At 38.8% G+C, this 23,931-nt stretch carries 21 protein-coding genes, 1 pseudogene and 1 other annotated feature; of the genes and pseudogenes, 7 read left to right on the plus strand and 15 right to left on the minus strand.

Translation table 11 applies throughout. The annotated features are described in order from the left end of the window. Positions 1-54 precede the first annotated feature (54 nt). From CSV75_RS03855 to CSV75_RS03875, 5 genes are all read right to left on the minus strand, one after another. Positions 55-579 (minus strand): YceI family protein, encoded by a 525-nt coding sequence (locus CSV75_RS03855; RefSeq protein ID WP_099674813.1) that lies wholly within the window; start codon positions 577-579, stop codon positions 55-57. Positions 580-730: 151 nt separating this feature from the next. Then, complete coding sequence (locus CSV75_RS03860; protein ID WP_099674814.1) at positions 731-1,276, minus strand: NADPH-dependent FMN reductase; 546 nt, start codon at positions 1,274-1,276, stop codon at positions 731-733. A 468-nt stretch (positions 1,277-1,744) separates the two neighbouring features. Continuing rightward, positions 1,745-2,482: a pirin family protein gene (locus CSV75_RS03865; RefSeq protein ID WP_099674815.1), complete on the minus strand. Its 738-nt coding sequence runs from the start codon at positions 2,480-2,482 to the stop codon at positions 1,745-1,747. 37 nt (positions 2,483-2,519) lie between these two features. Further along, positions 2,520-2,825 (minus strand): monooxygenase, encoded by a 306-nt coding sequence (locus CSV75_RS03870; RefSeq protein ID WP_099674816.1) that lies wholly within the window; start codon positions 2,823-2,825, stop codon positions 2,520-2,522. 2 nt (positions 2,826-2,827) lie between these two features. After that, a complete protein-coding gene (locus tag CSV75_RS03875; RefSeq protein ID WP_199171313.1) occupies positions 2,828-3,751 on the minus strand; it encodes a DsbA family protein in 924 nt (307 codons plus the stop codon). 245 nt (positions 3,752-3,996) lie between these two features. On the opposite strand from CSV75_RS03875, the gene CSV75_RS03880 reads away from it, so the two are divergent. Next, positions 3,997-4,569 carry a TetR/AcrR family transcriptional regulator gene (locus tag CSV75_RS03880; RefSeq protein ID WP_099674818.1) on the plus strand — a complete coding sequence of 191 codons (573 nt, stop codon included), beginning with the start codon at positions 3,997-3,999 and terminating at the stop codon, positions 4,567-4,569. 232 nt (positions 4,570-4,801) lie between these two features. Then, positions 4,802-5,053 (plus strand) — a binding site (T-box leader). A 239-nt stretch (positions 5,054-5,292) separates the two neighbouring features. Beyond that, positions 5,293-6,594 (plus strand): branched-chain amino acid transport system II carrier protein, encoded by a 1,302-nt coding sequence (brnQ, locus tag CSV75_RS03885; RefSeq protein ID WP_099674819.1) that lies wholly within the window; start codon positions 5,293-5,295, stop codon positions 6,592-6,594. A 56-nt stretch (positions 6,595-6,650) separates the two neighbouring features. Here the strand turns inward: brnQ and CSV75_RS03890 are convergent, their stop codons facing one another. The 6 genes from CSV75_RS03890 to CSV75_RS03915 form a co-directional block, all read right to left on the minus strand. Beyond that, on the minus strand, positions 6,651-8,459 hold the full coding sequence (locus CSV75_RS03890) for a M3 family oligoendopeptidase (protein ID WP_099674820.1): 1,809 nt from the start codon (positions 8,457-8,459) through the stop codon (positions 6,651-6,653). 132 nt (positions 8,460-8,591) lie between these two features. After that, positions 8,592-9,065, minus strand: coding sequence for a peptide-methionine (S)-S-oxide reductase (locus CSV75_RS03895; RefSeq protein WP_099674821.1), 474 nt, complete (start codon positions 9,063-9,065; stop codon positions 8,592-8,594). A 34-nt stretch (positions 9,066-9,099) separates the two neighbouring features. Then, positions 9,100-10,527: a M28 family peptidase gene (locus tag CSV75_RS03900; protein ID WP_099674822.1), complete on the minus strand. Its 1,428-nt coding sequence runs from the start codon at positions 10,525-10,527 to the stop codon at positions 9,100-9,102. Positions 10,528-10,587: 60 nt separating this feature from the next. Beyond that, the gene (locus tag CSV75_RS03905; RefSeq protein WP_099674823.1) at positions 10,588-11,640 is read right to left on the minus strand and encodes a tetratricopeptide repeat protein; all 1,053 of its coding nucleotides are present in this window, start codon (positions 11,638-11,640) and stop codon (positions 10,588-10,590) included. A 147-nt stretch (positions 11,641-11,787) separates the two neighbouring features. Continuing rightward, positions 11,788-11,988: a cold-shock protein gene (locus CSV75_RS03910; RefSeq protein WP_085130578.1), complete on the minus strand. Its 201-nt coding sequence runs from the start codon at positions 11,986-11,988 to the stop codon at positions 11,788-11,790. 309 nt (positions 11,989-12,297) lie between these two features. Continuing rightward, on the minus strand, positions 12,298-12,840 hold the full coding sequence (locus CSV75_RS03915) for a GNAT family N-acetyltransferase (RefSeq protein ID WP_099674824.1): 543 nt from the start codon (positions 12,838-12,840) through the stop codon (positions 12,298-12,300). A gap of 160 nt (positions 12,841-13,000) precedes the next feature. Here CSV75_RS03915 and CSV75_RS03920 point away from each other — a divergent pair, with 160 nt between their 5' ends. Continuing rightward, the gene (locus CSV75_RS03920; protein WP_099674825.1) at positions 13,001-13,699 is read left to right on the plus strand and encodes a pseudouridine synthase; all 699 of its coding nucleotides are present in this window, start codon (positions 13,001-13,003) and stop codon (positions 13,697-13,699) included. A gap of 143 nt (positions 13,700-13,842) precedes the next feature. On the opposite strand, the gene CSV75_RS03925 is transcribed toward CSV75_RS03920, so the two are convergent. Continuing rightward, a complete protein-coding gene (locus tag CSV75_RS03925; protein WP_099674826.1) occupies positions 13,843-15,522 on the minus strand; it encodes a hypothetical protein in 1,680 nt (559 codons plus the stop codon). 282 nt (positions 15,523-15,804) lie between these two features. On the opposite strand from CSV75_RS03925, the gene CSV75_RS16405 reads away from it, so the two are divergent. Together CSV75_RS16405 and CSV75_RS03930 are read left to right on the plus strand one after the other, a co-directional pair. Continuing rightward, a complete protein-coding gene (locus tag CSV75_RS16405) occupies positions 15,805-15,966 on the plus strand; it encodes a hypothetical protein (RefSeq protein WP_199171294.1) in 162 nt (53 codons plus the stop codon). Between the two features lie 56 nt (positions 15,967-16,022). Then, positions 16,023-16,550, plus strand: a complete 528-nt coding sequence (locus CSV75_RS03930) for a hypothetical protein (protein WP_099674827.1) — start codon at positions 16,023-16,025, stop codon at positions 16,548-16,550. 104 nt (positions 16,551-16,654) lie between these two features. Here the strand turns inward: CSV75_RS03930 and murJ are convergent, their stop codons facing one another. Next, positions 16,655-17,938 (minus strand): murein biosynthesis integral membrane protein MurJ, encoded by a 1,284-nt coding sequence (gene murJ, locus CSV75_RS03935; RefSeq protein ID WP_099674828.1) that lies wholly within the window; start codon positions 17,936-17,938, stop codon positions 16,655-16,657. Positions 17,939-18,257: 319 nt separating this feature from the next. On the opposite strand from murJ, the pseudogene CSV75_RS03940 reads away from it, so the two are divergent. Both CSV75_RS03940 and CSV75_RS03945 read left to right on the plus strand, forming a co-directional pair. Next, positions 18,258-19,395 (plus strand): annotated as a pseudogene (locus CSV75_RS03940) (IS3 family transposase). Positions 19,396-19,756: 361 nt separating this feature from the next. Further along, positions 19,757-20,761: a hypothetical protein gene (locus CSV75_RS03945; RefSeq protein WP_099674829.1), complete on the plus strand. Its 1,005-nt coding sequence runs from the start codon at positions 19,757-19,759 to the stop codon at positions 20,759-20,761. 503 nt (positions 20,762-21,264) lie between these two features. On the opposite strand, the gene CSV75_RS03950 is transcribed toward CSV75_RS03945, so the two are convergent. Further along, positions 21,265-21,993, minus strand: coding sequence for a Fic family protein (locus CSV75_RS03950; RefSeq protein ID WP_099674830.1), 729 nt, complete (start codon positions 21,991-21,993; stop codon positions 21,265-21,267). Between the two features lie 275 nt (positions 21,994-22,268). Further along, entirely contained in the window at positions 22,269-23,534 is a 1,266-nt protein-coding gene (locus tag CSV75_RS03955) for a YbfB/YjiJ family MFS transporter (protein ID WP_158231585.1), read from the minus strand. Positions 23,535-23,931: the final 397 nt, after the last annotated feature.

The raw sequence follows: 23,931 nt of genomic DNA on the forward strand, positions 1-23,931 counted from the left end.
TCGGTCGTTTACAAGTTGATGGTCATCGTCTACGCGATGAGAAATCGCCATTCATTATTCGGGATTCACTTGAAGTTCTACTGTGATTGTAATATCATCGCCTACTAATACGCCACCTGTTTCTAGCGCTTGGTTCCAAGTTAAACCATATTCTTTTCTAGAAATTTTTATCCCCGCCTCAAAACCCACTACATCTACACCCCATGGGTTTTTTCCAGCTCCTGTACGCGTTACGTTAAACGTAGTTTTCTTCGTAATATCTTTAACTTTCAAGTCCCCTGTTACATCATATTCATCTTCTCCTGTTTTCACAATTTCAGTCGAATCAAATGTGATATGTGGATACTGTTCTACATTAAAAAAGTCAGCTGAACGAAGGTGGTTGTCACGATCTTCATTATGTGTATTGATAGTGTTCACATCAATCTCAAAGTGGATTTTCGCATTGGTTAAATTGTCAAGATCCCCAGTAACTGAACCTTCAATTCCAGTAAAACTACCTCTCACATTGGATACCATCATATGTCTCACTGAAAAACCTACATTTGAGTGCGCTGCATCTACATTCCATTTTGTCATGTTAAAACTCTCCTTTTTTATGTGTTAAAACCATCGTATAGTGCATTGATCTCGAATTACATACAATTAATTGGTTTGTATCCGAAATTATTACCATTTTGGTCATGCGTTTTATTAATATGGTCATTATAAAGATCTATATACCAGTACATTATTTGCGTATGGTATTTAATGCAATGGTCCAAGGGATTACTTGGTCTAACATTTGCTCTACTGAAGCAGCTTGCACTGCAGCTGGTTTGAAATCCGTGCCATTTTCGAAATCTGTAAATAAGGATAGTGCAGGATGAACACGAACGTGCGCTATGGATAATTCACTTAAAATACCACGTAAATGTTCTGCCGCACGAGCTCCGCCAACTGAACCATATGACACGATACCTGCTGCTTTGTTGTTCCACTCTACGCGAAGGTAGTCTAATGCATTTTTAAGTGCAGCTGAAATGGAATGATTGTACTCTTGAACGATGAATACAAATCCATCCTGTTTCGCGATAATTTCTGACCAAGCTGCTGCGCCTGATGCATCTCCACCTGATTCACCTAAAAGGGGTAATGCATAATCTGCGATATCGATAACCGTGTAATTAGCATCCCCGCGTTGATCTGCTAATTCCTTTACCCATGCTCCGACTTGTGGACTTACGCGTCCCTCGCGTGTTGATCCTAAAATAATACCTATGTTTGATTTTGTCATAGTTATTTCCTCCTCTTGTTTTGTTTTAAAAAACGTACTAAAAAAACCCATTTTACTTCCTACTCCTCACAAATACTTTTTATTGATTGTAGGTACGCTTCCTACTGTATCGAATGGTTTCATTGATGATTCCATTTTTATAGGTATTCCATCCAAGAGAGATTTTAACCAAAAATCTCTGCAAGCCCATTTTTCAACCACAACATTTCACATAGGAAAACACACTTTTTTCCGCCTTGTTTGTTACAGCTGTAACATGATCGTGTATGATAAGGTTCAAAATACCTCCTATTATTGAACTGAATTAATTTAATACTAATTCGAGACATTATCATAAAAAAATGAAATTGTATGAATCTAAACTTCAACCAAAGTTATAACTAATTAACTTATCTCGAATTCGTAGTAAATATATCACGAGTCTATTTCAGTTGTCAACACTTTAATTTTTTTACTGTACGACGGCCGTTAGCTCTTTACTCCACTAATCGTTCCGTCCATAGACATCGGTGCATTCATCTCAACAAAAAACAACACGAGGGTCGAGTCTAAATTCGCGGTGATAGATGGAAGATCATGGAGCAAATTCGTTACGGCTTCTTGTTTGCCTATCGTAAGATGTTGCATCGTAATCTCTCCATTCATTACATATAGAAAAGGCGTTAGCCCGGTATATGTTGGAATATCTAGCACTTCACCCGCTTTCGGATGCGCGTCTAATATATAGACTTGTTGCCTGACGTACAGTGGCGACTTGCTTCCTTCAGGTCCCACTAAGACATACCAATCTTTTTGATTTATCGATTTTTCATGAAATTGAATAGCCGGTGGAAGGTCCGTTTCATTCGGTCGAACGAAGATTTGAAGCATTTCTACTTCATCTTCTTTCACTTTTTCTTCATGCCAAAAGCCTGCTCCTGCATTCATCATCATGAGTGTCCCCCGTGCAATAGCTGTTTCAAAACCCGCAGAATCTTTGTGATGCATGACGCCTGAGCTAATGTAACTTAAAATTTCATCATTTACGTGTTGATGCATTCTAATCGTAAGACCTTTTTTCATGACGGCATGATCAATGATAGCTAATGGTCCAAACGCCGTGTCCTTCTTTTCATCCTGAAGAATGTTGCCTGGTTGAACCCGTGTAATGGTAAATGGTCCAGTAAACGGCTTTGAATGACTACTTGCTGCAAGTTTTTGTAACAAAAAAACGCCTCCTTTCTATACCCATACTTCCAGTGATTTATTTTACGGGACCTTTGTTAATCGCGGTAAGTGTAGAATTGACTGCAAATATTTTGGCATTAACGTCTGTAATCCCAAAGCTAGCCAATCTTTTCGTGTGCATTTCCACATACTTTTCAGCAGATTCCTTTGTTTCGAAATTGTAAATTCCACCTGCTTCATTCGTTTCAGGATTTTCCGTCCAAATTTTCCAAATGAATCCTTCTTCCTCATTAATACTCGTTGCTAAATCGGCAAATGCTTCTGCCATTTCATCCCCGAATGGTCCATTCATTGTAAAATCGACTTGTACTACGTATGTCATGTTCATTCTCCTTTTGATTCAGTAGTTGTAAAATAGATTTCTCCTAGAATTTCTATTGCTTGATAACGTTTTGATGAAAGTTCTTTTTCTACATATGAAGCAATATCTGATTGTTCAACATCATACATGACTTCAATTTCTTTTGAAAAAAGCAGTCTTTCTTTTTCAAGTACGCTAGAAAGTGCTGGTTGTTGCTTTGGTTGTAATACTTCTACATCTAACACTTTTTTTAATCCGTCAACGTACGTTTCAAGTGGACGTCCGCCTACAATTTTCACGCCTTTATTGTCCGCATTGATCATAATGATGCTTGGGAAACCAGTAGCGCCTAAACTTCTAGCTAGCGCAAAATCTCCATTTAATAGTTGTTGTCCGATTGGTTGTTCGGCTTCATCGATGATAGCTTCCCCATCAAGGCCAAGTGTATTGACGATTTCAATCATTACAGAACGTTCCGAAATATTTTGATTGAATACAAAAAGTTCTTCTCTTGTACGTCGTAAATAATCAGATGCCATAGCATCATTATAATTTTTTTGAATGATTTTAAAAACTCGGGATGGTGGATAAGATGATTGAACTGGATCATCGATCATGACACTGCCATCAATCGGCATTCTTGCATGTTCTCCAACTTCTCTCCAGTGACCCGCGACGTCAGCAGGCTTATAAATGCCGTTTGCGGGATCGATTGGCCCGTCATGCCATTTTTCTAATAAACCGCCCATGACGGTGTGCATGTTGAAGTAACTACCGTACTGTTCTACAAAACGTCTTAGAACAGGTTCAATCGCCCAACAATGTGAACATATAGGATCCGTCACATAGTACAGATTAATCTTTTTTGCCGACTGGTTAAAGTCGATTATCTCCATCTCTTCATTTCCGGCATCTCCACATACACCTGTTTCCATGTCACATATCATTTTATTATTGTTTTTCAATGTCTGATTCCCCTTTTCAACTGTCTCATCCGCTTGATACTTGCGATTCACTCCCACTACTACAGAGCATTCACATTACAGTGAGTTCCTATTGCTTCACGTGTTAATCATTTGCTTACCACTAAATTCTATACCATAATGAAATGAATCAACACCAATGGAACCTTGAATATGTCGCTTATACAACACATCGAAGATATTGTATAAAAAGTAGGAGGGAAATCTATATGAATCAGCTAAAGACAGATCCACGAATTCAACGCACTCGTAAATTAATTATGGATTCTTTTATGGAACTTTCGCGTAAAAAAGAGTTTAAAGAGATTACCATTACAGATATTGCGGCTGAAGCGATGATTAATCGTGCCACGTTCTATTATCACTTTGAAGACATCTACGATTTATTGGAAAAAGTATTATCTGAAGTATTACTAGTTAATTTGGATTGTAGCAATTATCAACATAATGAATTAACTGAAGAAGCCATAACTAGTATTTTTGTAGCCATTACGAACTTCCAAAAATCCTTATCGAATCGTTGTCATAGAGGATATGAAGATACCATTGCCCGGATTATTAGAGAACAGCTTGAAATCATTTTTTATCAATTACTTTCACCACAACAGCATTCCGAAAAAGATGAAGGGTTGAGAATTATAGCTATCATATTGAGCTCTGGCATGTACGGAGCTTCTGTAGACTGGATGAGAAATAGTCACAAGATCACGCCAGAAGAATTTATTCAATTAGCTATACCTCATTTACTCCCTGCTCATCATATTGGGTCTCCAGACAACTAAATATACCTGTCGATGGTCTGAATAGGTATAGATAATAGGTTGTACACCTACATTCGATAGATGCTCCGGAACGAAAGACACTCACTAGGCCACATACCAATAAAACACTGCCTTTCCTCTTCTTGGATCAAGGAATTCTCTTTAAAAAAATAACGTGCTATGGTAATATTCGGAATATAGTAAAAGGTATTGACCTTTCTAATAGTTGTCTGTTAAATTGTATTGTAGTATATAATATTCAGTGACGAGAAAGAGTACGGTATGAAGTTCGTTCCCCAGAGAGTCGACATGTGGTGAGAGTCGATGAACAGAGCATATCCGAAAATCATCTCTAAGATGCAAAGTTGAAAATAGTAAATTTTGCCGGATTTCCAACGTTACATGGAAAACATATAATCGTAAGATGAATTAGAATGAAACGTTTTTATCGTTTACGAAGCTTTTGGAACATGGGTGGTACCGCGAGTAAAAACTCGTCCCTATTTAGGGGGCGAGTTTTTTCTGCGCAAAAATAAAGGAGAGAAAATGGTATATGAACAGAGCACCGGATTGATCAAAACTATCGTATGTAATGAAAAGTGTTAGATGAATTCAACCACGTTGGGTACATAATCGACACAATTCACATTATATTTTGCGAAGTCTTACTATTCTAAATGCAATTACACATATATTATGTACTTTCATTTTACTCTACACACAAAAACATCAGGAGGTATTATAGTGAGTAAAAAAAACATACTATTCACGGGATTCATGCTCTTCTCTTTATTCTTTGGAGCTGGAAATCTGATTTTCCCACCATTTCTTGGCTTGGAATCAGGGACTAACTTTGCACCCGCCATTGTAGGCTTCCTCATCACGGGCGTTCTACTACCGTTCATGGCTATTCTTGCGATTGCCTTGTCTGATAACGGGCTATTGTCTATGGGTAGCCGCGTACATAAAGTGTTCGGAATGATTTTTGCGATCATCATCTATATGTCGATTGGAGCATTTTATGGTATTCCAAGAGCATCCAATGTTGCGTATGAGTTAGGATTTAAACAGATAGTGGAAGTGAATGGCAACTTACCGTTGCTTATATTCTCTCTAGTATTTTTCGGTATAACCTACTACATCAGCTTAAATCCTAAAAAAATCGTCGATCGCATCGGCCAGTTTTTAACACCTATTCTACTGTTGGTTTTAGGCGTGCTCGTTGTCCAAGCGTTTATCAAATTTGATAACATATCTGCAGCTCCAGCAGAAGATTATGCATCAACTCCATTTGTTAATGGATTCTTAGAAGGTTACTTCACGATGGATGCCGTTGCAGCGCTAGCGTTTGGGATTGTCGTGATCAATGCGCTCAAAGATAAAGGTTCGAGGTCGAAGTCGGAACTTGTTAAAGGAACGTTGGGTGCCGGCTTCATCGCTAGTATCGGATTGGCCGTCGTGTATTTCTCACTCGGATGGATTGGTAAAGTCATTCCAAAAGAACAAACATTTGGAAATGGTGCGGAAGTATTAACTGCAGCCGCAAGCATGTTATTCCCAAGTGGCGGAGGACTTCTCTTTGGTATCATCGTCATACTAGCCTGTTTAACGACATGTGTCGGTCTAATTAATGCTTGTTCAAGGTTCTTTAATGAAATATATCCGAAGTTCAGTTACCAAGCCTATGTCGCGATTTTTGTATTATTCGCCTTGGTAGTATCTAATTTAGGATTGAATGCTATATTAGCTTTGGCCATACCTTTATTAGTATTTATTTATCCGATCTCGATTGTACTAGTCATTCTTTCCTTATCCCAACATGTTGTGGGTGGCGGGAAGATGATGTATCGGCTTTCTATATTTATCACATTCGTTTTTGCGTTATACGAAGTATTCGCTAGCACGGGGTACAGTTCTGATCGCGTTACCGAGTGGCTGAACGTTATTCCGTTTTTCGAACATGGACTCGGCTGGGCAGTACCAGCGTTGGTCGCAGCAGTGGCTGGTTATATACTAGATAAGTTCGGCAAACAAGGAAATAAGTAAAACAACTAGAAAATCCCGCTTCTTTTATAAAAGGAGCGGGATTTTTTTCTTCGGGGTTACTTCCGTACTATATTTGTCAATTCAACAAACTCTTCCACGTCTTTAGCCACTAGCGTAATGCCAGCTGCCCAGAAATCTTCTTTCGTCACATCTACATCCAGGTGTTTTTTCGCGAGGTCTTCTACTGTCATAGATCCAGTATCACGTAATAAGGCAATATACTTTTCTTCAAACCCTTCAGGTTGTTTCAAGTATTCTGCGTAGATCCCTAAGCTGAACAAGTAGCCAAATGTGTACGGGAAGTTATAAAACGGCACGCTATCGATAAAGAAGTGCAACTTAGCTGCCCAGAAATGCGGATGATAAGAAGATAAACTAGCACCAAATGCTTCTTTTTGTGCGTCTACCATCAATTCATTCAAGCGATTTTCTGATACTATGCCTTTCGCGCGTTCCGTGTAAAACTGATCTTCAAATAGGAAGCGAGCACGAATATTTAAAAACATTGCGGTGGCACCTTCTAATTTATTCGCTAACAGAGAGATTTTCTCTTCATCGGATACAGCATTTTTCACCGTAGCATCGGCAATAATCGTTTCCGCGAACGTACTCGCTGTTTCTGCGACATTCATCGCATAATTACGGTTCAATGTCGGTAAATCTTTCATTACGTGACTATGAAAAGCATGCCCTAATTCATGTGCCAATGTACTTGTATCACTTGGTGAACCTGTGAATGTCATGAAAATACGTGACTCTTCAAATTCAGGCAAGCTGGTGCAATAACCACCTGGTCGTTTGTTTGCGCGATCTTCCGCTTCCACCCAACGGTTTTCCAATGCATGTTTCGTAAAGTCGGTTAATTTCGGACCAAATGAAGCGAAATGTTTAATAATAAAATCACAGGCGTCGTCATATGTGAAGCGTGTCGGCTTTGTTTCACCGACTGCAACTGGAGCCGCCACGTCTTGCCAACCAAGCTGATCCATTCCCAATAAATCCGCTTTTTGTCCCAAATAATCAATGAATGTTTGTTTCTGCGCATCCACTGCTGACCACATCGCAGTTAGCGTTTCTTTAGACATCCGGTTATATTCAAGCGGCTCTTCTAAATGGCCTTCTCTCCCGTGAGCATCTTGTAACGTTAAGCGATAGCCCGCTAAATGATTCAAAATGTCTGCAAAGATCGGTCCATTCGCAGACCAAGTCTTTTCCCAATTCTCAAAAAGCGCTGCACGCACTTCTGCATCAGGATCGGCGTACATTTTGTTCATCGCTTGCCCGATCGATAAGTCTGTGGTTTTCCCGTCCTTATCTGTAAACGGAACGGTCATCGTGGAGCCCACTGTATTGTATAGATCACTCCACGCGGCGAGACCGTCTTTATTTAGTTTAGCAATCAGTTTTTCTTCCGCTTCAGATAATAACCGTTTACCTTCATCACGTATTTCATTTAATGAGAAACGGATGACCTGTAAAGTATCGTCTTCAAGAAGTTTATTCCAGTTTTCATCCGAAAGAGCTACCAATTTTTTCGTAAAGATTGTGGAGAGTTGCTGGATTTCACTGCTTAGTTCCATCACTTGGCCTATGACAACGCTTGCATATGGATCATCCATGAAGGCGTCACGCCACATATTGATAAATGTACCCACTTGGCCTAAGCCTTTACCAATTACTTCTTGCTTGTTTAATAATCCCTGCAAAGTAGAAGCATCATTAGCCGGATCACTGTTCCAAGCGTTTAACTGATCTACATAAAGAGCAATATCTTCTTTGACAGCCGAAAGTTTAGTTTGTACTTCCTCAGAATGCGTTCCACCTGCAAAAATACTCTCTAGATCCCACGTGTTGTTATATTTCAATGTATGTCACTCCCCTTATCTATCACTACTGTACACTTGTTTCTAAAATAAGACCGTTTTATAAGCTGAGTCCATTATATACCAATTCATCAGACGATGTTGTCATTTTTCTTGATTTCAACTGCGCATTCTTCATGAACCATATTTAGTTAATAAGTCAGCTGGTATATGACAATAATCCGTTGGGCATTTAGCTAATCTGTCTTGATGTTCATCTGCACTCTTCACATAGTTTGTAAGGGGCAATACTTCCACAACTATACGGTCCACATCACTTCTCTTCGTAATAAACGCTCTCGCTTCTTCCAAGTGTTCAAGGTTTTCACTGTAGACGCCCGTTCTGTATTTCTCACCAACGTCTGCTCCTTGTTTATTCACACTATACGGATCAATGATTTCGAATAAATAGTCCATTAAGTCCGAAATAGTTACGACGGCAGGATCAAATCCTGTTTTTACACATTCAGCATACCCATCATACTCACCTTCAAGTGAATGAAGTGTTCCATTCGCTCTCCCTGCCTCCGTAAACGTTACGCCAGGTAAGGTTTTGATAAACGCTTGTACACCCCACAAACAGCCACCGGCAATGTATACCACGTCCATATGGACACTCCTCTCATATATAACTAGTGATCCGTTATATTCGTGTTTTTGAAATCCTTCCGTGCGTCGCTTGATACCTTTTCAATTCCCTGACACTCGGCATCAACAGACGCGTGTTCAAAAATATGCTTTTAAGTAGAGTAACCGTGTTATAACAATCACCTACGTGAAGCGACTCTGAATTCGTATGTTCATTCCGATATCCTACCGATAGATTGACACTCTGTATACCCGCGGCCGCCCAGATCCGCGTATCGCTACTGCCGCCTGGCGTACATTTCCATTCCCCCGCGTCACTGATTACTGCAATTTCTTCAATAGCAATTCCGAAAGATTTTGTACAAAAATATTCCATTCCTGCGCATGACGTTACGATATCTCCACTGCCTCTTCGATCCAACACAAAAGCCGCATCGACATTTTCAAGAAATGCGGAATCGACTTCAGACGCTCCAATAAGTCCAGTCTCCTCTTCTACAGTCAAGATATATTTTACCGTACCTGTAAAGCGACTTGTATGAAGATATTTGGAAATTTGAAGCAATATCGCAATTCCGGCACGATCATCTGCCCCTAAAATCCCTTCACTGCTGCTCCACACCCCATCCGTTTTTAAGATTTGACGTCCCGGAATGAGTTCACGGACAATATCCAGATGTGCATTTACTAAAATAACTCGACCTTTTCCTGATCCATACGTTTTTTCCGCAAGCAGATTTCCAAATGAATCCGTACGCATTGTATCTACGAATGGTCTAAGTTTCGTTGCGACATGTTGACGAATCTCCCCTTCATTCCCACTCTTACCCGGCACATTCAGCAATTGCTCTAGCTCAATTTGAAATAAGCGTTCTTCGATTGAGTCACCGCTTGTGAGCCACGCTTTATCTATCGTAGACAATTGTTCCGCTAGATCTAGCAAATTCTCTTTAGGAGTTAAAATCTGTAACGTATCCCGCTGAGTATTCTCACGGCACATTCTACACGCAATTCCTAATGCTCGTAACCACTCCATGAGAAGTGTTGCACCTTCGCCTTTTTGTACGTCAAGCGAAGGGTTTCGTTTACTATGACCATCACATGAGTATTCTGTTTGAATGCCCAATCGATTGACTTGGCGAATGAATCCGCTCATAAACGTATCCAACTGGTATATATTCAGTTGACGATTTTCAGTATACATTCCACACATTTCTGTCCTGCCTCTATACTTCGCATTTACTACGGGCAACCATTGCTCTTCTTCGAGGGGAGCACTTTCTACTGTCAGAAGTCTACGTTCTTCATCATAGTCGAATAATACATTCGCTTTAGCAAGACATGAAGTTAAAAACTTCATGTTCTCATCTGTTTCTTTGTGTGCACGAAAATGTTTATCCTCACTCCAACCTTTACCGATTAAAGGCTCCAAGTCCCAACCATGACGTACCCACAAGCGATTCCAAGTCATTTTCATTTTCATATACAACAGCTCCTCTTTAAGTGATAACTAAAGTATATGAAATACCTGGTGACAGGCCTGTCATTGACCGCCTTCTGCATATTCTATAAGCATGAAAAGGATTTCTGTAGATCGATAGTAGTAGGAAGTATCTTGTCCATTTAATGGCTTGGCAACCATCCCTATAACGTCTAGCGGAAGTTTCAAATTCCTCAGTTTCTCACGAAGTCGGGAAATGCTTTTCACATATCTCTCAATCTTGATATCACCTGATTGCACACTGAATAAATCCGAGAGGTCCGTTTTGGCCAAAGGCACAGTTTCACTTGAATTCAACATCAGCTTACGAAGAAGTTCAGCATTCAAGATAGTTAGTTTAACTGCTGATCCGCCATATCGGACCCAGATCTCTCTACCTGTCATATCAAGAATGAGCGCATCCTTAGTTGCGTCATCAATCAATTCCTCATACTCTTCCCACGATGCTCCACGCTGTCCCTCGCTATCGGTAATCTGAAATGCGTGTTGTGCCAGGTAACTCGAATTTGCATCTATCAGCTTATATAACGGAGAGAGTGTTAATTGATCGATTTTCGTCTGTTCTACATCATTATGTATTGAAATTTTTTGACTTTGTTGTTGTGCTTCGGCTGCAAGATATAACGCACTATTACTCAAATACAGCAACGCATGATAACTTTGCTGATTCGACAAACTCATTTTATGTTGAGGTTTCAACCGTTGATATTCCACTGCATGTTGAAAGTGGAAAAGTGCGCTTTTATACGCTTGCTGTTTATATGCTATAAAGCCAAGACGATAATGAGCTAGCGGAATCGTTTGATCGTATCGAAGCGCTTGTTTCAGTGTGCTCTTTGCTGATATCTCGTCTTTACGATACTCTGTTTTTAAATACGTTCCATACTTTACAAGATGCTCCTTGAGATCGCTTTCAATTTTGACGATACTCAGTGCATAATCGCTCTCTGGATCGGACTTAATTACGCGAAGCAATGCAGTTTCAATTGAAATAATGGAATGCAGTAAAAAATCCTTTCCATCATCGCGCTGATCTACAAGCACCTCTAACTGATCGAGTAATTCTTCAACCGGTAATGATTCTAGTTTTTTCATATACAAAGTCTCCTTCTTAAAACGACTGTCAATACTCTTTTATCCACATAATGAACAACTTCCCTCTAATTGGTTCTTTTATATACTATAGATAAATTTTAGCAAATAAAAAAAGACCCTACAAGTAGGGTCTTTTCCAAGCTGTTATTAAGCTTTTTGAACGTTTGTAGCTTGTAGGCCACGTTGTCCTTGTTCGATTTCAAATGTTACACTTTGACCTTCGTCTAAAGATTTGAAACCGTCGCCTTGGATTGCTGAGAAGTGTACGAATACGTCTTCTCCTGCTTCGCGCTCGATGAAACCGAAACCTTTTTCTGCGTTAAACCATTTCACTGTACCTTGTTCCATAATTAATTGCCTCCTAGTGTGGATCTCCACACAATGATGTTACTATACTTGCTCAAAACTTTAGACGAAAAACAAAATATATTTCCATGAAATATATTCTCGATCTGAAAAAGAACAAAGATAATACTCTTTAAATATAACAGACAGTAAATAAAAAAGCAACCCTAATGTTTAGTACTTAAAATAAACCTTTGTAGTTCTTCTTTTTTATATCTAAAAGCACGCTTAGTTTCACTATTTAGCAGACTTTTAAAATGACTATAACCATTTGGTTGCTCATGTACGATCTTTTGCAGATATGGTTACGTCCTAGCTACTAGGAAAATTAATTCCAATACGCTTTTCCATACGAATATCAGTCCGCATTTCCCCATCATAATACGTGAAGTTTTCTATACGTCCAATTTCTTGATACCCTAACTTCTCATAAAGCTTCAAAGCAGGTATATTAAATTCAAACACGCCTAGCTCGATTCGTTGAAGACCATGCTTTCTAACTTGCTCTTCTAAGTACGCTAAAGCGATAAAACCAATTCCTTTCCCACGGCATTCAGCCTCGCCAATGGAAATACTGATCCATGCCGTCCCTGTTTCTTTTCTAAATAAATGCTCAGGGTCCACCGTATAGCTCATTTCCCCGATCAGCTTATTTTCCAAATAGATCAGGAATATATGTTGGTATTTTAAACGACGGCGCACATCTTCAATAGTCAAAACCTTTTCTCGTTCCAATTCTTCTTTACTTGGATTAGGTTGAGACAATGACTTTAAATTCACATCGTTCCCCCATCGATTGAGCGTATTCACAAGAATGGATGTTGGTTCGGTTAATGGCATGAATGCAATATTCATTGACAACCCCTCCTAATTTCTACGTTTTGTCATTTGATGAACATGTTTAACAAGTAAGCTTCGAGCACTACCAGTATAATATAACAATATGAAGGCATTCCACGAAATAGCAAACCTGTTATAATAGAAGAAACACGTAGATAGACGAGGAGCGGACACGTTGAGGTTGAATCAATATATTAGTTCTTCGGGATTCTGTTCCAGAAGACAAGCAGAGCGCTATATTACGGCTGAAAAAGTTCTAGTTAATGGCAACATCGCATCGCATGTGTATTTTGTTGAAGATCATGATCAGGTTGAAGTGGACGGGCACCCCATCACGCACATCGCACCAGACATATATATGATACTTAATAAACCAAGCGGGATTACTTGTACAGCTTCGCCTACTATTGCCGGTAATATTATCGACTTCGTATCCTACCCTGAACGTATATTTCCTGTTGGACGTTTGGATAAAGAAACAGAAGGTCTACTTTTATTAACCAATGATGGAAGTATTGTAAATGAGTTAATGAAAGACGAAAACCATCAGGAAAAAGAGTATGTGGTGACGGTCGATAAAAAAATAACGAATACCTTTATAGAAGACTTATCCAACGGGGTAGATATTTATAATCCGAGAACGAAAAGCTATACGACGACTAACTCTTGCACCGTAACTCCGCTCGACGACTTCACGTTTCGTATTACGTTAACTCAAGGATTGAATCGACAAATCCGCAGAATGTGCAGACGGTTTCAATATACTGTGACGCACTTGCAAAGAGTTCGAATTAAGCATATTAAGCTTGGATCATTGGAACGGGGTCAGTGGCGTTATTTGACTGAAGAAGAGATAGCGGGGTTGAAACGATGACTCTTATAGAGTGTTGAAATTCATCTGTTTCATTAATGTAAAATTTTTTTATCAATGACTAACAGTAATAATAAGCTTGAAATGGAACTCTTAAAAAAATAGCCTGACCACGCGAATGCGCTGTCAGGCTATTTCATCATTATTTATTTCACACTGTTATTAACCAATTCCTTCACAGGTAGAAATAACTCACCCGTTTCCAAATACGTCACCGTTAGCTGATCGCCTTCTTCTACATAAATCGAAAGAGGTTCAACTTCCGATGAAACAAGGAAGTTTCGACCGTCTTTTGCGAGAATTGAAACGAGTGTAAAATCACCGACGCGTTCTTTAAACACGCGCATGGCTGTAATCGTTGCTTTTGCTTCTTCTGCATTGGAACTTCCATCTACTGTACTGCCGCCACGTTGAAGTGCCGTTTTATACAATTTCAACGCTTCATTTGGTGAATTCGCAAATACCGAGATTTCGGGATTCGCAGCGGAAACAATGAAGTAATTTTGCAAGAATCCATTTGAATCAAGTACCGGCGTCAACCAGCTGGCTTCACCGTAGAAGTTATACAAGACAGGCATTTCCCCGTTCCATTTCTTTTCGATAAACTTCTTTTCAATGATCTGGAGCGCACCTTGTGAATCCATGTAGGACTCTTCCAAATCCCCCGTGTAATACGTCGCTTTCCCTGTTCGACCATCTGTTAATGCATAGCCAAGCATCGAGTCTACTCCTTCTTTTGGACTGGTGAAATCTGTGAAGTAATACATATGTCCATTCGCATCAAAGATCGGGCTAACATTGGCTTCTGTCCCTTCGTCCGAAGGGATCTTAACATCTTTTTTGCCAACTAGTGAATTCCAAAAACCATGGATATACTTACCGAAATAACTATTTTGAAGACTTACCGCTTCAGGTGAAACGGCTCCGTTAATAAATTCAGGAACATCTTGTAACGCATATTTCTTCGTAGCGCCCGTTTCAGGATTCAACATAACAATTCCTTTGGCGTTAAACCCGTTACGTGCTGAAATGAATTCTCCATACGTGCGAATATAATGCGGCTTCCCTTCATCATCAATTTCTAGTTGAACATCTCCGTAAAAGATTAAATCTGGCATTTCCATACGCATTTTACGATACACTTTTTTATGGAAGTACGAAGACGTCGTATACGCCATTTCTGTTTTAATGAATTTCGGGTTATCTGATGAATCCGTTGCACTCATCGTGAAATAACCAGGTGTCGTTTTACCGTTAAACCATTTGAAAAATCCTGAAAACTCAACAGGCGCAATATAGACAAATTGGTCATTCACTTTTTGAATTTGTAAATGTCCCAGTTCATAATAGCTCGTATCCGGTACTTGACCAAACGCTTTTTTCATTTTATTACGTGCAAACTTGGGTGGTACACTGGCTGGCGTTTTCGATTCATCAAACGCTGTAATTTCAACTTTCTGCGTCATCGCAACGGTTTCATACTTTTTATTCGCGTTGAAAAGAGGTGCACTTAACACATACACGCCAATGAGTAACGCTGCCAATGATACAACCATTTTGATTTTACGCTCTATACCTTGAGAAACCACTGCTCCTAAAATAGCAACAACTAGTAGCAATGCCCAAAGCGAGGTCCAATTACGGTCTAAATTTGTCACGTAATAAAATAGGAATACGCCAATCATACTGATCACCGTAAGTGTCCCGAAAGCGACCCACCGGTTAAACGATAACGGTTCTTTTCTGTTATTTACAGAGAGGAACGGAACGATAATAGCACTCGCAACAACCCCTACAAGTAATGAAAATAGTAATAAACTCAACATACCCAACACTCTTTTCCAGTTACAAGATTTTGTTTCATACTACATATACGGATAAGGTAGGAAATCGTTTCATATTTAATTCAACTAAAAACAGGATATGTAGTGTGTAATGATCAAACAGCCCGATTAAAGCGTAGTACTGTCAAGTTAATCCGGCAGTAACGTGGTACAAAAGTGAAGTGTAAACAAATCATCTAGAAGTTTTTGGTACAATGACATGAAGTTATTAAAAAGATGATCGTTGTTCGACAGGTGGGCCAGATTCAAAAAGGAGATGTTCAAATGTTAAAACGAACTTTATATTGCGCTACTTGCGATCGAGAAATTCTAGATGGTGAAGAAATCTATGCAAAGATGAAAGCTCCAAAGAATAGCATGATGGTCGAAATTAAAGCGTATTTGAAAAAAAGAAAGTACTATTTTTTGTTCGAATTGCATGGATAAAGATAGTGCAAATAAACACTCTTTATAAATACCCGATTTTTTGGAGGACGAACTAGATGATAACCAAAGCGGAAATAATAGACCAACCCTATTCAGGCCAATACCAAGAGAAAATTTATGATGTTGCCAGTCCATGGAATTCAAAAAGTTGGACATGGGTAAAATTTGAGAATGAGGATTTTAATGAATGGTGTGGTGAATTAAGAGGCGCGCCGCGTGCTGTTGCATTATCGAAGAAATATAACACGGTTCTAGTTCTCACTTCAGATTATCTATTTCAACTGGATCGTCTTAGTGGAGAAGTAATCGAATATGAGTCCCAACATCGATATCAAAGTTTAACTGTAACTCCATCCGGGGAATTCATAATAGCTGGTGATTATACTATTGAAAAGATAGAAGCTAATTTAAGGGATAAAATACTTTTGGAAAGTCCAATAGAAATGATCGATATGATTACATTTACTGGTTGGGTCAATAATACGTTATCCATCACATGTAAAGAGGTAATGAATTGGGACAATACTTTTTTGTTAGAACTTGATGGGGACACACTAGAATTAACTATAAAAGACTTTATATAATACCCTGTTTGCGTTTGTACTTTTTTTACTCAAGTAAGGGGGTGCCTTTCCAAAGAATGGCCCCCCCTTACTTGAGTAAAAGCATACTATAAACTGACCTTTTTTTATAATTTCCATTTCATCCTTGCATATATAACAAGCATCAAAAAGTTTGCGGCCGCACTAATTGTCGTACCATAAGCAATTGCGGAAGCACCTAATGAGTTCATCATCAGATAGATAACTCCTACATTGATGCCAAGGACACTAATTACACTAAATAATACCGGCGCTATTGAGTTGGCTTTTGCATAGTAGAATCGAGTGATAAAAGTATTCGCAGCGAGAAAAAACATCGACAGCGAAAATGCACGGAATATCGGTACCGTAAGCAAGACCGATTCTCTTGTAAATTCTTTACGCTCAAAGACAAGACTGATAAGCGGTTCAGCAAAGAAATAAGCGATAGCTGTTGCTGGTACGAGTAGGGCGAATAAATAAAGTAATCCTTTTTTATAAAGAGTTCGGATTATCTCAATGTTACCCTCCCCTTCTTTTTTACTAAGGAGAGGATAAATTACGGTCGTTACTGCAGTCATCAAGATGGCCTGAGGAAGCCCAGTCGACTTCGAAGCAATGTTAACCGCGGTAGTCACACCTTCACCAAACCAGTTAGACACAATCCTATGAATAAGAATATAGAATTGTAACGAAGCTCCACCGAATAATATCGGCAAAGCGATCACCCATAACTTCTTAACATCTTCAGACATCCCGAAAGATAGTTTTAATGAATACAGTTTTGATTTTCGAAGTCCTACATAAAGAAATGCACCCATTAACAGAGCGCTGCATAATGCACCTATTCCATATGATTCGGGACCGAAATAACCTGTTAGCAAGACAGCAATCCCGACGAAAGCTACATTATATAAAAGAACTGCAAAACTGGATAGGTTGTATTTACCGTTTACATTTAGCACACCGCTCATCCACGTCGATAAGACAAGGATAATTGCAGATGGCATCATCCAAAGGTATAGGTTGCGTAATAATGCATATTCTTCTGCATTCCGATTTTTGAAAAAGAGTTTCAAAGTGGGATCTACAAAGATGATTAATGTAACGGTGACGAAAACTGAAGTCATAAGAACAGTCGTAAGTGACTTCCGAACATACATCTTTTTATCTGATCTCGTTGAATGATACACGGATATAAACGCAGTCGTTAATCCACCGCCAACAACAAGATAAATAAAGTTTGGAATTGAATATGCGGTTGCAATAGCATCAGCTGTATTCGACGCACCATACTCATTCGTTATAGCTATCTCTCTAATAAAACCAAATAACCTGGCCAGTATATTGATAATCGCAACGGCCCCAATAATTTTCATCATTTTACTCATTGATATAATCTGACCCTTCTACACAGACCGAAATACAAAAGTAATTCCGAGTGTTTTATCAAATGAAGACTATGCAACATTTTTTCGAACAACTATTTAATAAATTATATCAGAATTATCTTACATGAGATGCTTTACCCTTCAAAATGGTAAAAGGATATTGGACAGACGATGGTATCACTCTGTATTCTACAGATAATTAAATGAAAATAGATAAGATATTAACGAATATAATAATGAACTTTATGGAGCTAGTATAGATGTATGGACAAAAGTTAGTTAAGTCTCTATCTTAATAAATAGAGAGGACGTGTCCGGAATGAAAGAAAAACGTTATAACCAGGAATTCAAACAAACAATCGTCGAACTCTACAGGTCTGGAACATCCGTGAGTGATCCCAGCCACGAATATGGTGTATCTGAAGTAACAATCTATAAATGGATCAAAGCTCATTCCCCAATTGCAATGGAGGCGGTTTAACTCCTGCTGAAATTGCAGAGATTCAAAAGGAAAACCTTCGCCTTCAACAGGATGTCGAAATCCTAAAAAAGGCTATGACCATATTCGCGAAAAAGTGACCGACCAAGAGATTATCGACCATATCGAACAGGAAAAGGAGAACCATCCGGTTCAAGTTTTATGTGACGTGCTAGACATGCCAAGAAGTACATATTATCAATCCTTCCATAAATTGCAATCAACGCACGCAATGGAGAACGAGGCAATTTTAGCGCGCATAAAAATCATTCAAGCGGAGAGTAAAGGCCGCTTCGGTGCGCCTAAAATCCATCAGTTTCTCAAAAAGGAATGCTTCAATGTCAGTTTGAAACGTGTTCAGCGCATCATGAAAGCAGAGGGAATCCGATCTATCATCACGAAGAAATATCGTCCAGCTTCATCGGTAAGCCAAATAGAAGAGCGTGACAACCTATTGGAACAGGATTTTGAAACCACTACAATCAATAAGAAATGGGTTGCGGATATCACATATATCCACACGCTGAAAAATGGTTGGTGCTACCCAGCTTCTGTCCTTGACTTACACACGAAGAAAATTGTCGGTTATTCTTTTTCCAAGTCCATGACAACCGAACTTGTCTTACAAGCATTAACGAAAGCAATTGAGGTCCAACAGCCTGAAGAGGGCCTGATTCTTCACACCGATTTAGGTAGCCAATATACAAGCGAAGACTTTGAAAAAGCAGTAGAAGCAGCGAAAACCGAACACTCCTTCAGTCGAAAAGGCTGCCCTTATGACAACGCCTGCATCGAGTCATTTCATGCCACATTAAAAAAGGAAGAAGTCTATCAAACGACCTATATAGACTTTGAAGCAGCACAAATTGCCCTCTTTCAGTACATTGAATCCTGGTACAATAGAAAACGGATTCATGGGGCGATTGATTACTTAACACCGCAACAAATAGAGGATCTGTGCAGACAGGTAGCTGCATGATCGGAGGATGATATTAGGACTTCGATTCACCCTACCTACACATTTTTCGGGAACGACATCCATGGACTGTTGTACTTCCTGTATCCGTTAATGGATGACGTTTCTGACAACGACTTAACATTTTTGTGTCCAGGATATTGACATAGATCCACCCCTATAATTTAGGCATCCTATTTACTCCTCAAAGTGGTAATATTGGTTAATGAAGATGTGCTATTTTATTCTATATAACATACGCTTCAGCTTTCATAAATATATTTTGTATTGCATAGATATTATTTAAAAACGATATAACCAGATAATGTTAAAGTGAGGTATTTGCTTTGTTAAAAAAATATTAAAGAACATTTTCAAATCTAGTATGCCAACAAATCTTGAACCTATAGGAGACACTACGTTTCAGAACGACAAAGAGTTCCACATACGGAAAAGTGGTGAATATTATCAGAAGGCAAGAGACTACTTTGAAAATGACGATATTGTAACTTCCATTAAATGGATAACAAAAAGTAATGAACACTTAGTAAAAAGTTTTGCGAAGGATAAAAAAGAAATTGAAGTTGCCTCTAACTTTTTTGGTTTGAATTATGATGGATATAAGGCTGCAAAAGAAATTATTATCCCATTAGATAAAATTGATAAAGAGGATGTAGATTTGATCCATAGAGAAGTTTGTTGGTATACATTAAATGGTATAAATGCAAATTATGTTTTAATGGCTTTTTTGATGTTTAAAGATTATGGATGGAATGAATTTGACGATGAAATGATACGTGTTAAAGCGTCTAATAATCCCGAACAATACGAACTTCATTATTTTATAAAAATTGAATTTAATAAACGAATAAACCATGAAGAATATAAAGAAAAGTTTTATTCACTATCACTTGATGCTAGAGTACTTCTAACTTCCTATAACGCAATAGGTAGAAAAAGGAACTTAAAAAAAGGGAAAGATATAGAATCTTTTTATTATAATAGGGGTGCTATAGAACTTGAACGCGCTGGATATATTCATTCTACGGAAACTGGACTTACTATCGAATTTCCTGTAAAAGAAAAGAAACAAGTAATGTTCGAGAAAAAGAAATTAGAAATTTTGATGCGACACCTGAGTACTACAGCATACTGGAATAGAGAATATAAAAAAGGGAAATCTGATTTTAAGAACAGAGAGTTTTCTAGTTCTGTATTTTTAGTTAACGGTACAGGTGGATCAACTCTTTGTAAAATTGAAGCTATCAGAGTAAAGAATGCAAAAAGAGGGGATATATTAAGGCACAGTATTGGATGTAAGTGTACAGTTATGACTTATCGTAATCCAGATCGTTTATCCGAAAGTCAGAAAGTTAAATACGGATTATAATTATCCTTTATAAAACAAGTAGTTCATTGGTTTTTTCTGCCAAATAAACCATTTTATTTTAGTGTGCATGTAGTAAGTATCTCTCATTTTTCGTTCGTCTTTTTCGATTTATCGTAAAGTACCCCACAACCTAATCACTTTCTGTGGCGGTACTTATACGTTGCTGCATTTAACTGGTAACTTACAATCCGCCACGTATATAAGCTATTCCTACTTTTGACTAAGCAGAACTTTAGTTTACATTTGATTACTTGCTATCAATTAAAATTCCAAACCTCCAAATCAACAGTGAATTTAGAACTTATATTAGCAGAGTTACAACAGTTATTGAATACGCGTTAATTCATCAGCAAATAAGCCATCTAATACTTTTGTTTTTCAGCCTCAAAGGTTACTACAGAGTTACATAACAAAGAGTCCCTATTCTAAAAAAAGGGACTCTTTGTTGTGTAATTGCGTTTTTTACAAGTGAACTGAACAGGGTACTTCTATATGGAGGGATTTTAACTTATTGTACTTAGATATAAGTCGAGAGAGTCTTCTACTTCATGTTCTACCAATGCTATGAAATCTTTATAATCTTCTGTTGTATGCGCTTTATCAAGTGCATCATAATAAGCCAATCGATTTTCCACCTTAATAACGACTGGAGGAAACCCCTCTTTCATGAGTTCTAAATTAAGCAACAGTCTTGAGGTACGCCCATTTCCATCAATAAAGGGATGGATGCCAACAAAAATAGCATGCAACATAGCCCCACGCTCTACAGGATGAAGATCGACGCCTTCGTTACGATACCAATTCATCATTTGATCCATTTTTTCTTGAATCAGATAATGTGCAGGCGGTCTATGTGTAGCTCCAGCAATAAAGACTTGTTCTTGACGGTATACACCTGCATACTCATCATGAATTCCTTTCAGAACTAGACGATGTAAATTTTTTATTTGCCATTCTGAAAGTGTTTCTTTCATTTGGACAATTTCTTCGACATACGTAATAGCGTCACGATGATTGATTACCTCTAAATGTTCTCTTAGTGTTTTACCACCAATCGTAATCCCTTCAAGAACCACTTTCGTTTCGTTCATAGTTAATGTATTTCCTTCAATGGCATTCGAATTGTATGTCCACTCTAGAAATAACTTTTCTCGTAAACTTTTTAACGTATATTTAGGCAAGGGACGAGCAGCATCTAATTGTGACTTTTTTTCATTTACGACTTTAAACACATCAGTAACCTCCTAATTACACATATAGAGCATTTCTATTATTGTACTGTATATCGGAAAAATTCTACACTGAAATCAACCCTTCATAAAAAGTATGGTTAACTAAGACTATTTCAAGATAAGTAAAATTTTATTTTTCAAAAGGCGCTGACATTCCATTACCGGAACGTCAGCGCCTATATTTCTTCTAGTATATGTTTACATATCTCATGTGCAGTAAGAAGCATATGGATGAAGTCTAATTTCGGTTGACCATACGACAACTTCCACAAGATTCACAATTCCTCAGCAGAAGCCTCTTCCAGACATAGACTTTTTAAAACAGGCTTCGCTTCCAATGCCGTCACATCTACATCTACCGCATGTGAATTCATTCGAATCGATAGTAAGAACGCCAAAGCGAGTAGTACACTGCACATAATTAGCGCGAGTGGGATCTGCTGGAAACGGTCGATGATCCAGCCACCGATGCCCGGCCCGAGCAACTGTCCTACTGCAAAGAAGAACGTTACATAGCCTAGTGCAACAGGTGCGTACGTCGGATGAACTTGTTCTGTAGATAACGCTTGGCAGAGCGACAGCATTCCGACAATTGTCGCCCCCCAGAGGAATTGACTGACGATGAGTCCAATATATACTGGGAAAATAACAGGAATGAGAAGTGAAACTGCACCAATTCCAAGTGTCGCAAGCAATGCAGATTTTCGTCCGATACGATCAGAAACTCCACCCCATAAAGGTCCACTGAAAATTGTCATGATTCCACTGATCGCCATAATCTGTCCTGCCTGGAACTTCGTCAGTCCTACTTCGAGAATATAGCTGAACAAGAAGCTTTGCGGTACTAAATATGCGAATCCGACAAGTCCATAGATGAATGCGACACGAAGTACACGTTTATTGAAGTACACTTTCATCCAGAATGAACGTTTCTGCGTTTCCTTAGGGAGTAACGGAATCGGTGGATCACGCAAAATAATCATCGCAATCACAATAGATACGATCGACACAGCGCCATAGAAGAACCATAGATAGCGCCAGCCCAAATCACCGAACCATGTGGTGAAAAATGGAATTAATGCGCCTGAAATTAGCGTTCCTAATCCCATGCCACTGACAAGAAATCCGATAAGCATGCCGCGCTTTCTCGGAAACCAGCCGACGAGTATCGTAATGAGCGGTGTATAAGTGAAGGCGGTCCCAATTCCGAGCAATAGCATAGCGAAAAGTGTCCAGCCATAGCCTGCGATGAACGATAACATAAATAGTCCGAATGAAACGAGTCCCGTTCCAAAAATCACGAGCTTTTTTGCCCCGTATTTAGTCACCAGCAATCCTACAAAGATCACCATCATCAAATAGCCAATCGATACCGTCGTTGCGAGCAGTCCAGCTTGTTTATAAGACATTACGAGGTTCTCTTTCATGAAAGGCATAATAATTCCATACGACATCCGTCCAAAGCCAAGAGAACTGACCGTGACGGCGACGCTGGCAAATGCGTATTTCCAAATGTTTTGTTCGTGTTCTTTAGCTAACATACGAATCTCACCCTTTCCTCCGTTCATAATGAAATTCACTGTGAAAGAATCCACTCAGAATGGCGTCAGGGTGTCTTATCTTAGTAGTCTTGGCAACATGTCTGAGATATGTAATTTATGTCTAATATGTGAACCCTATCATGTCCACTATAGCATTCATGATAGAATATTCCAACTTCTTTATTTGAAATTTATTCTAGTTTACATAATAATATTACTTTTAACTCGAGGTGAAAAAGTGTGGGATGGAACTGTTGATCGACGTTCCAGGTGGACGCTTTCCTATTGGCCAGCGACGTATGGAGTCCAGTAACACCACATATTTTTTCTCTCCCATTTCAAAAAGCGCCGTCGCCACAAGTCGTATTGTTACGACCTCTAGCAACAGCGCTCTACA

It is taken from the genome of Sporosarcina sp. P18a (assembly GCF_002743135.1).
In the GTDB taxonomy this organism is placed as follows: Bacteria; Bacillota; Bacilli; order Bacillales_A; family Planococcaceae; genus Sporosarcina.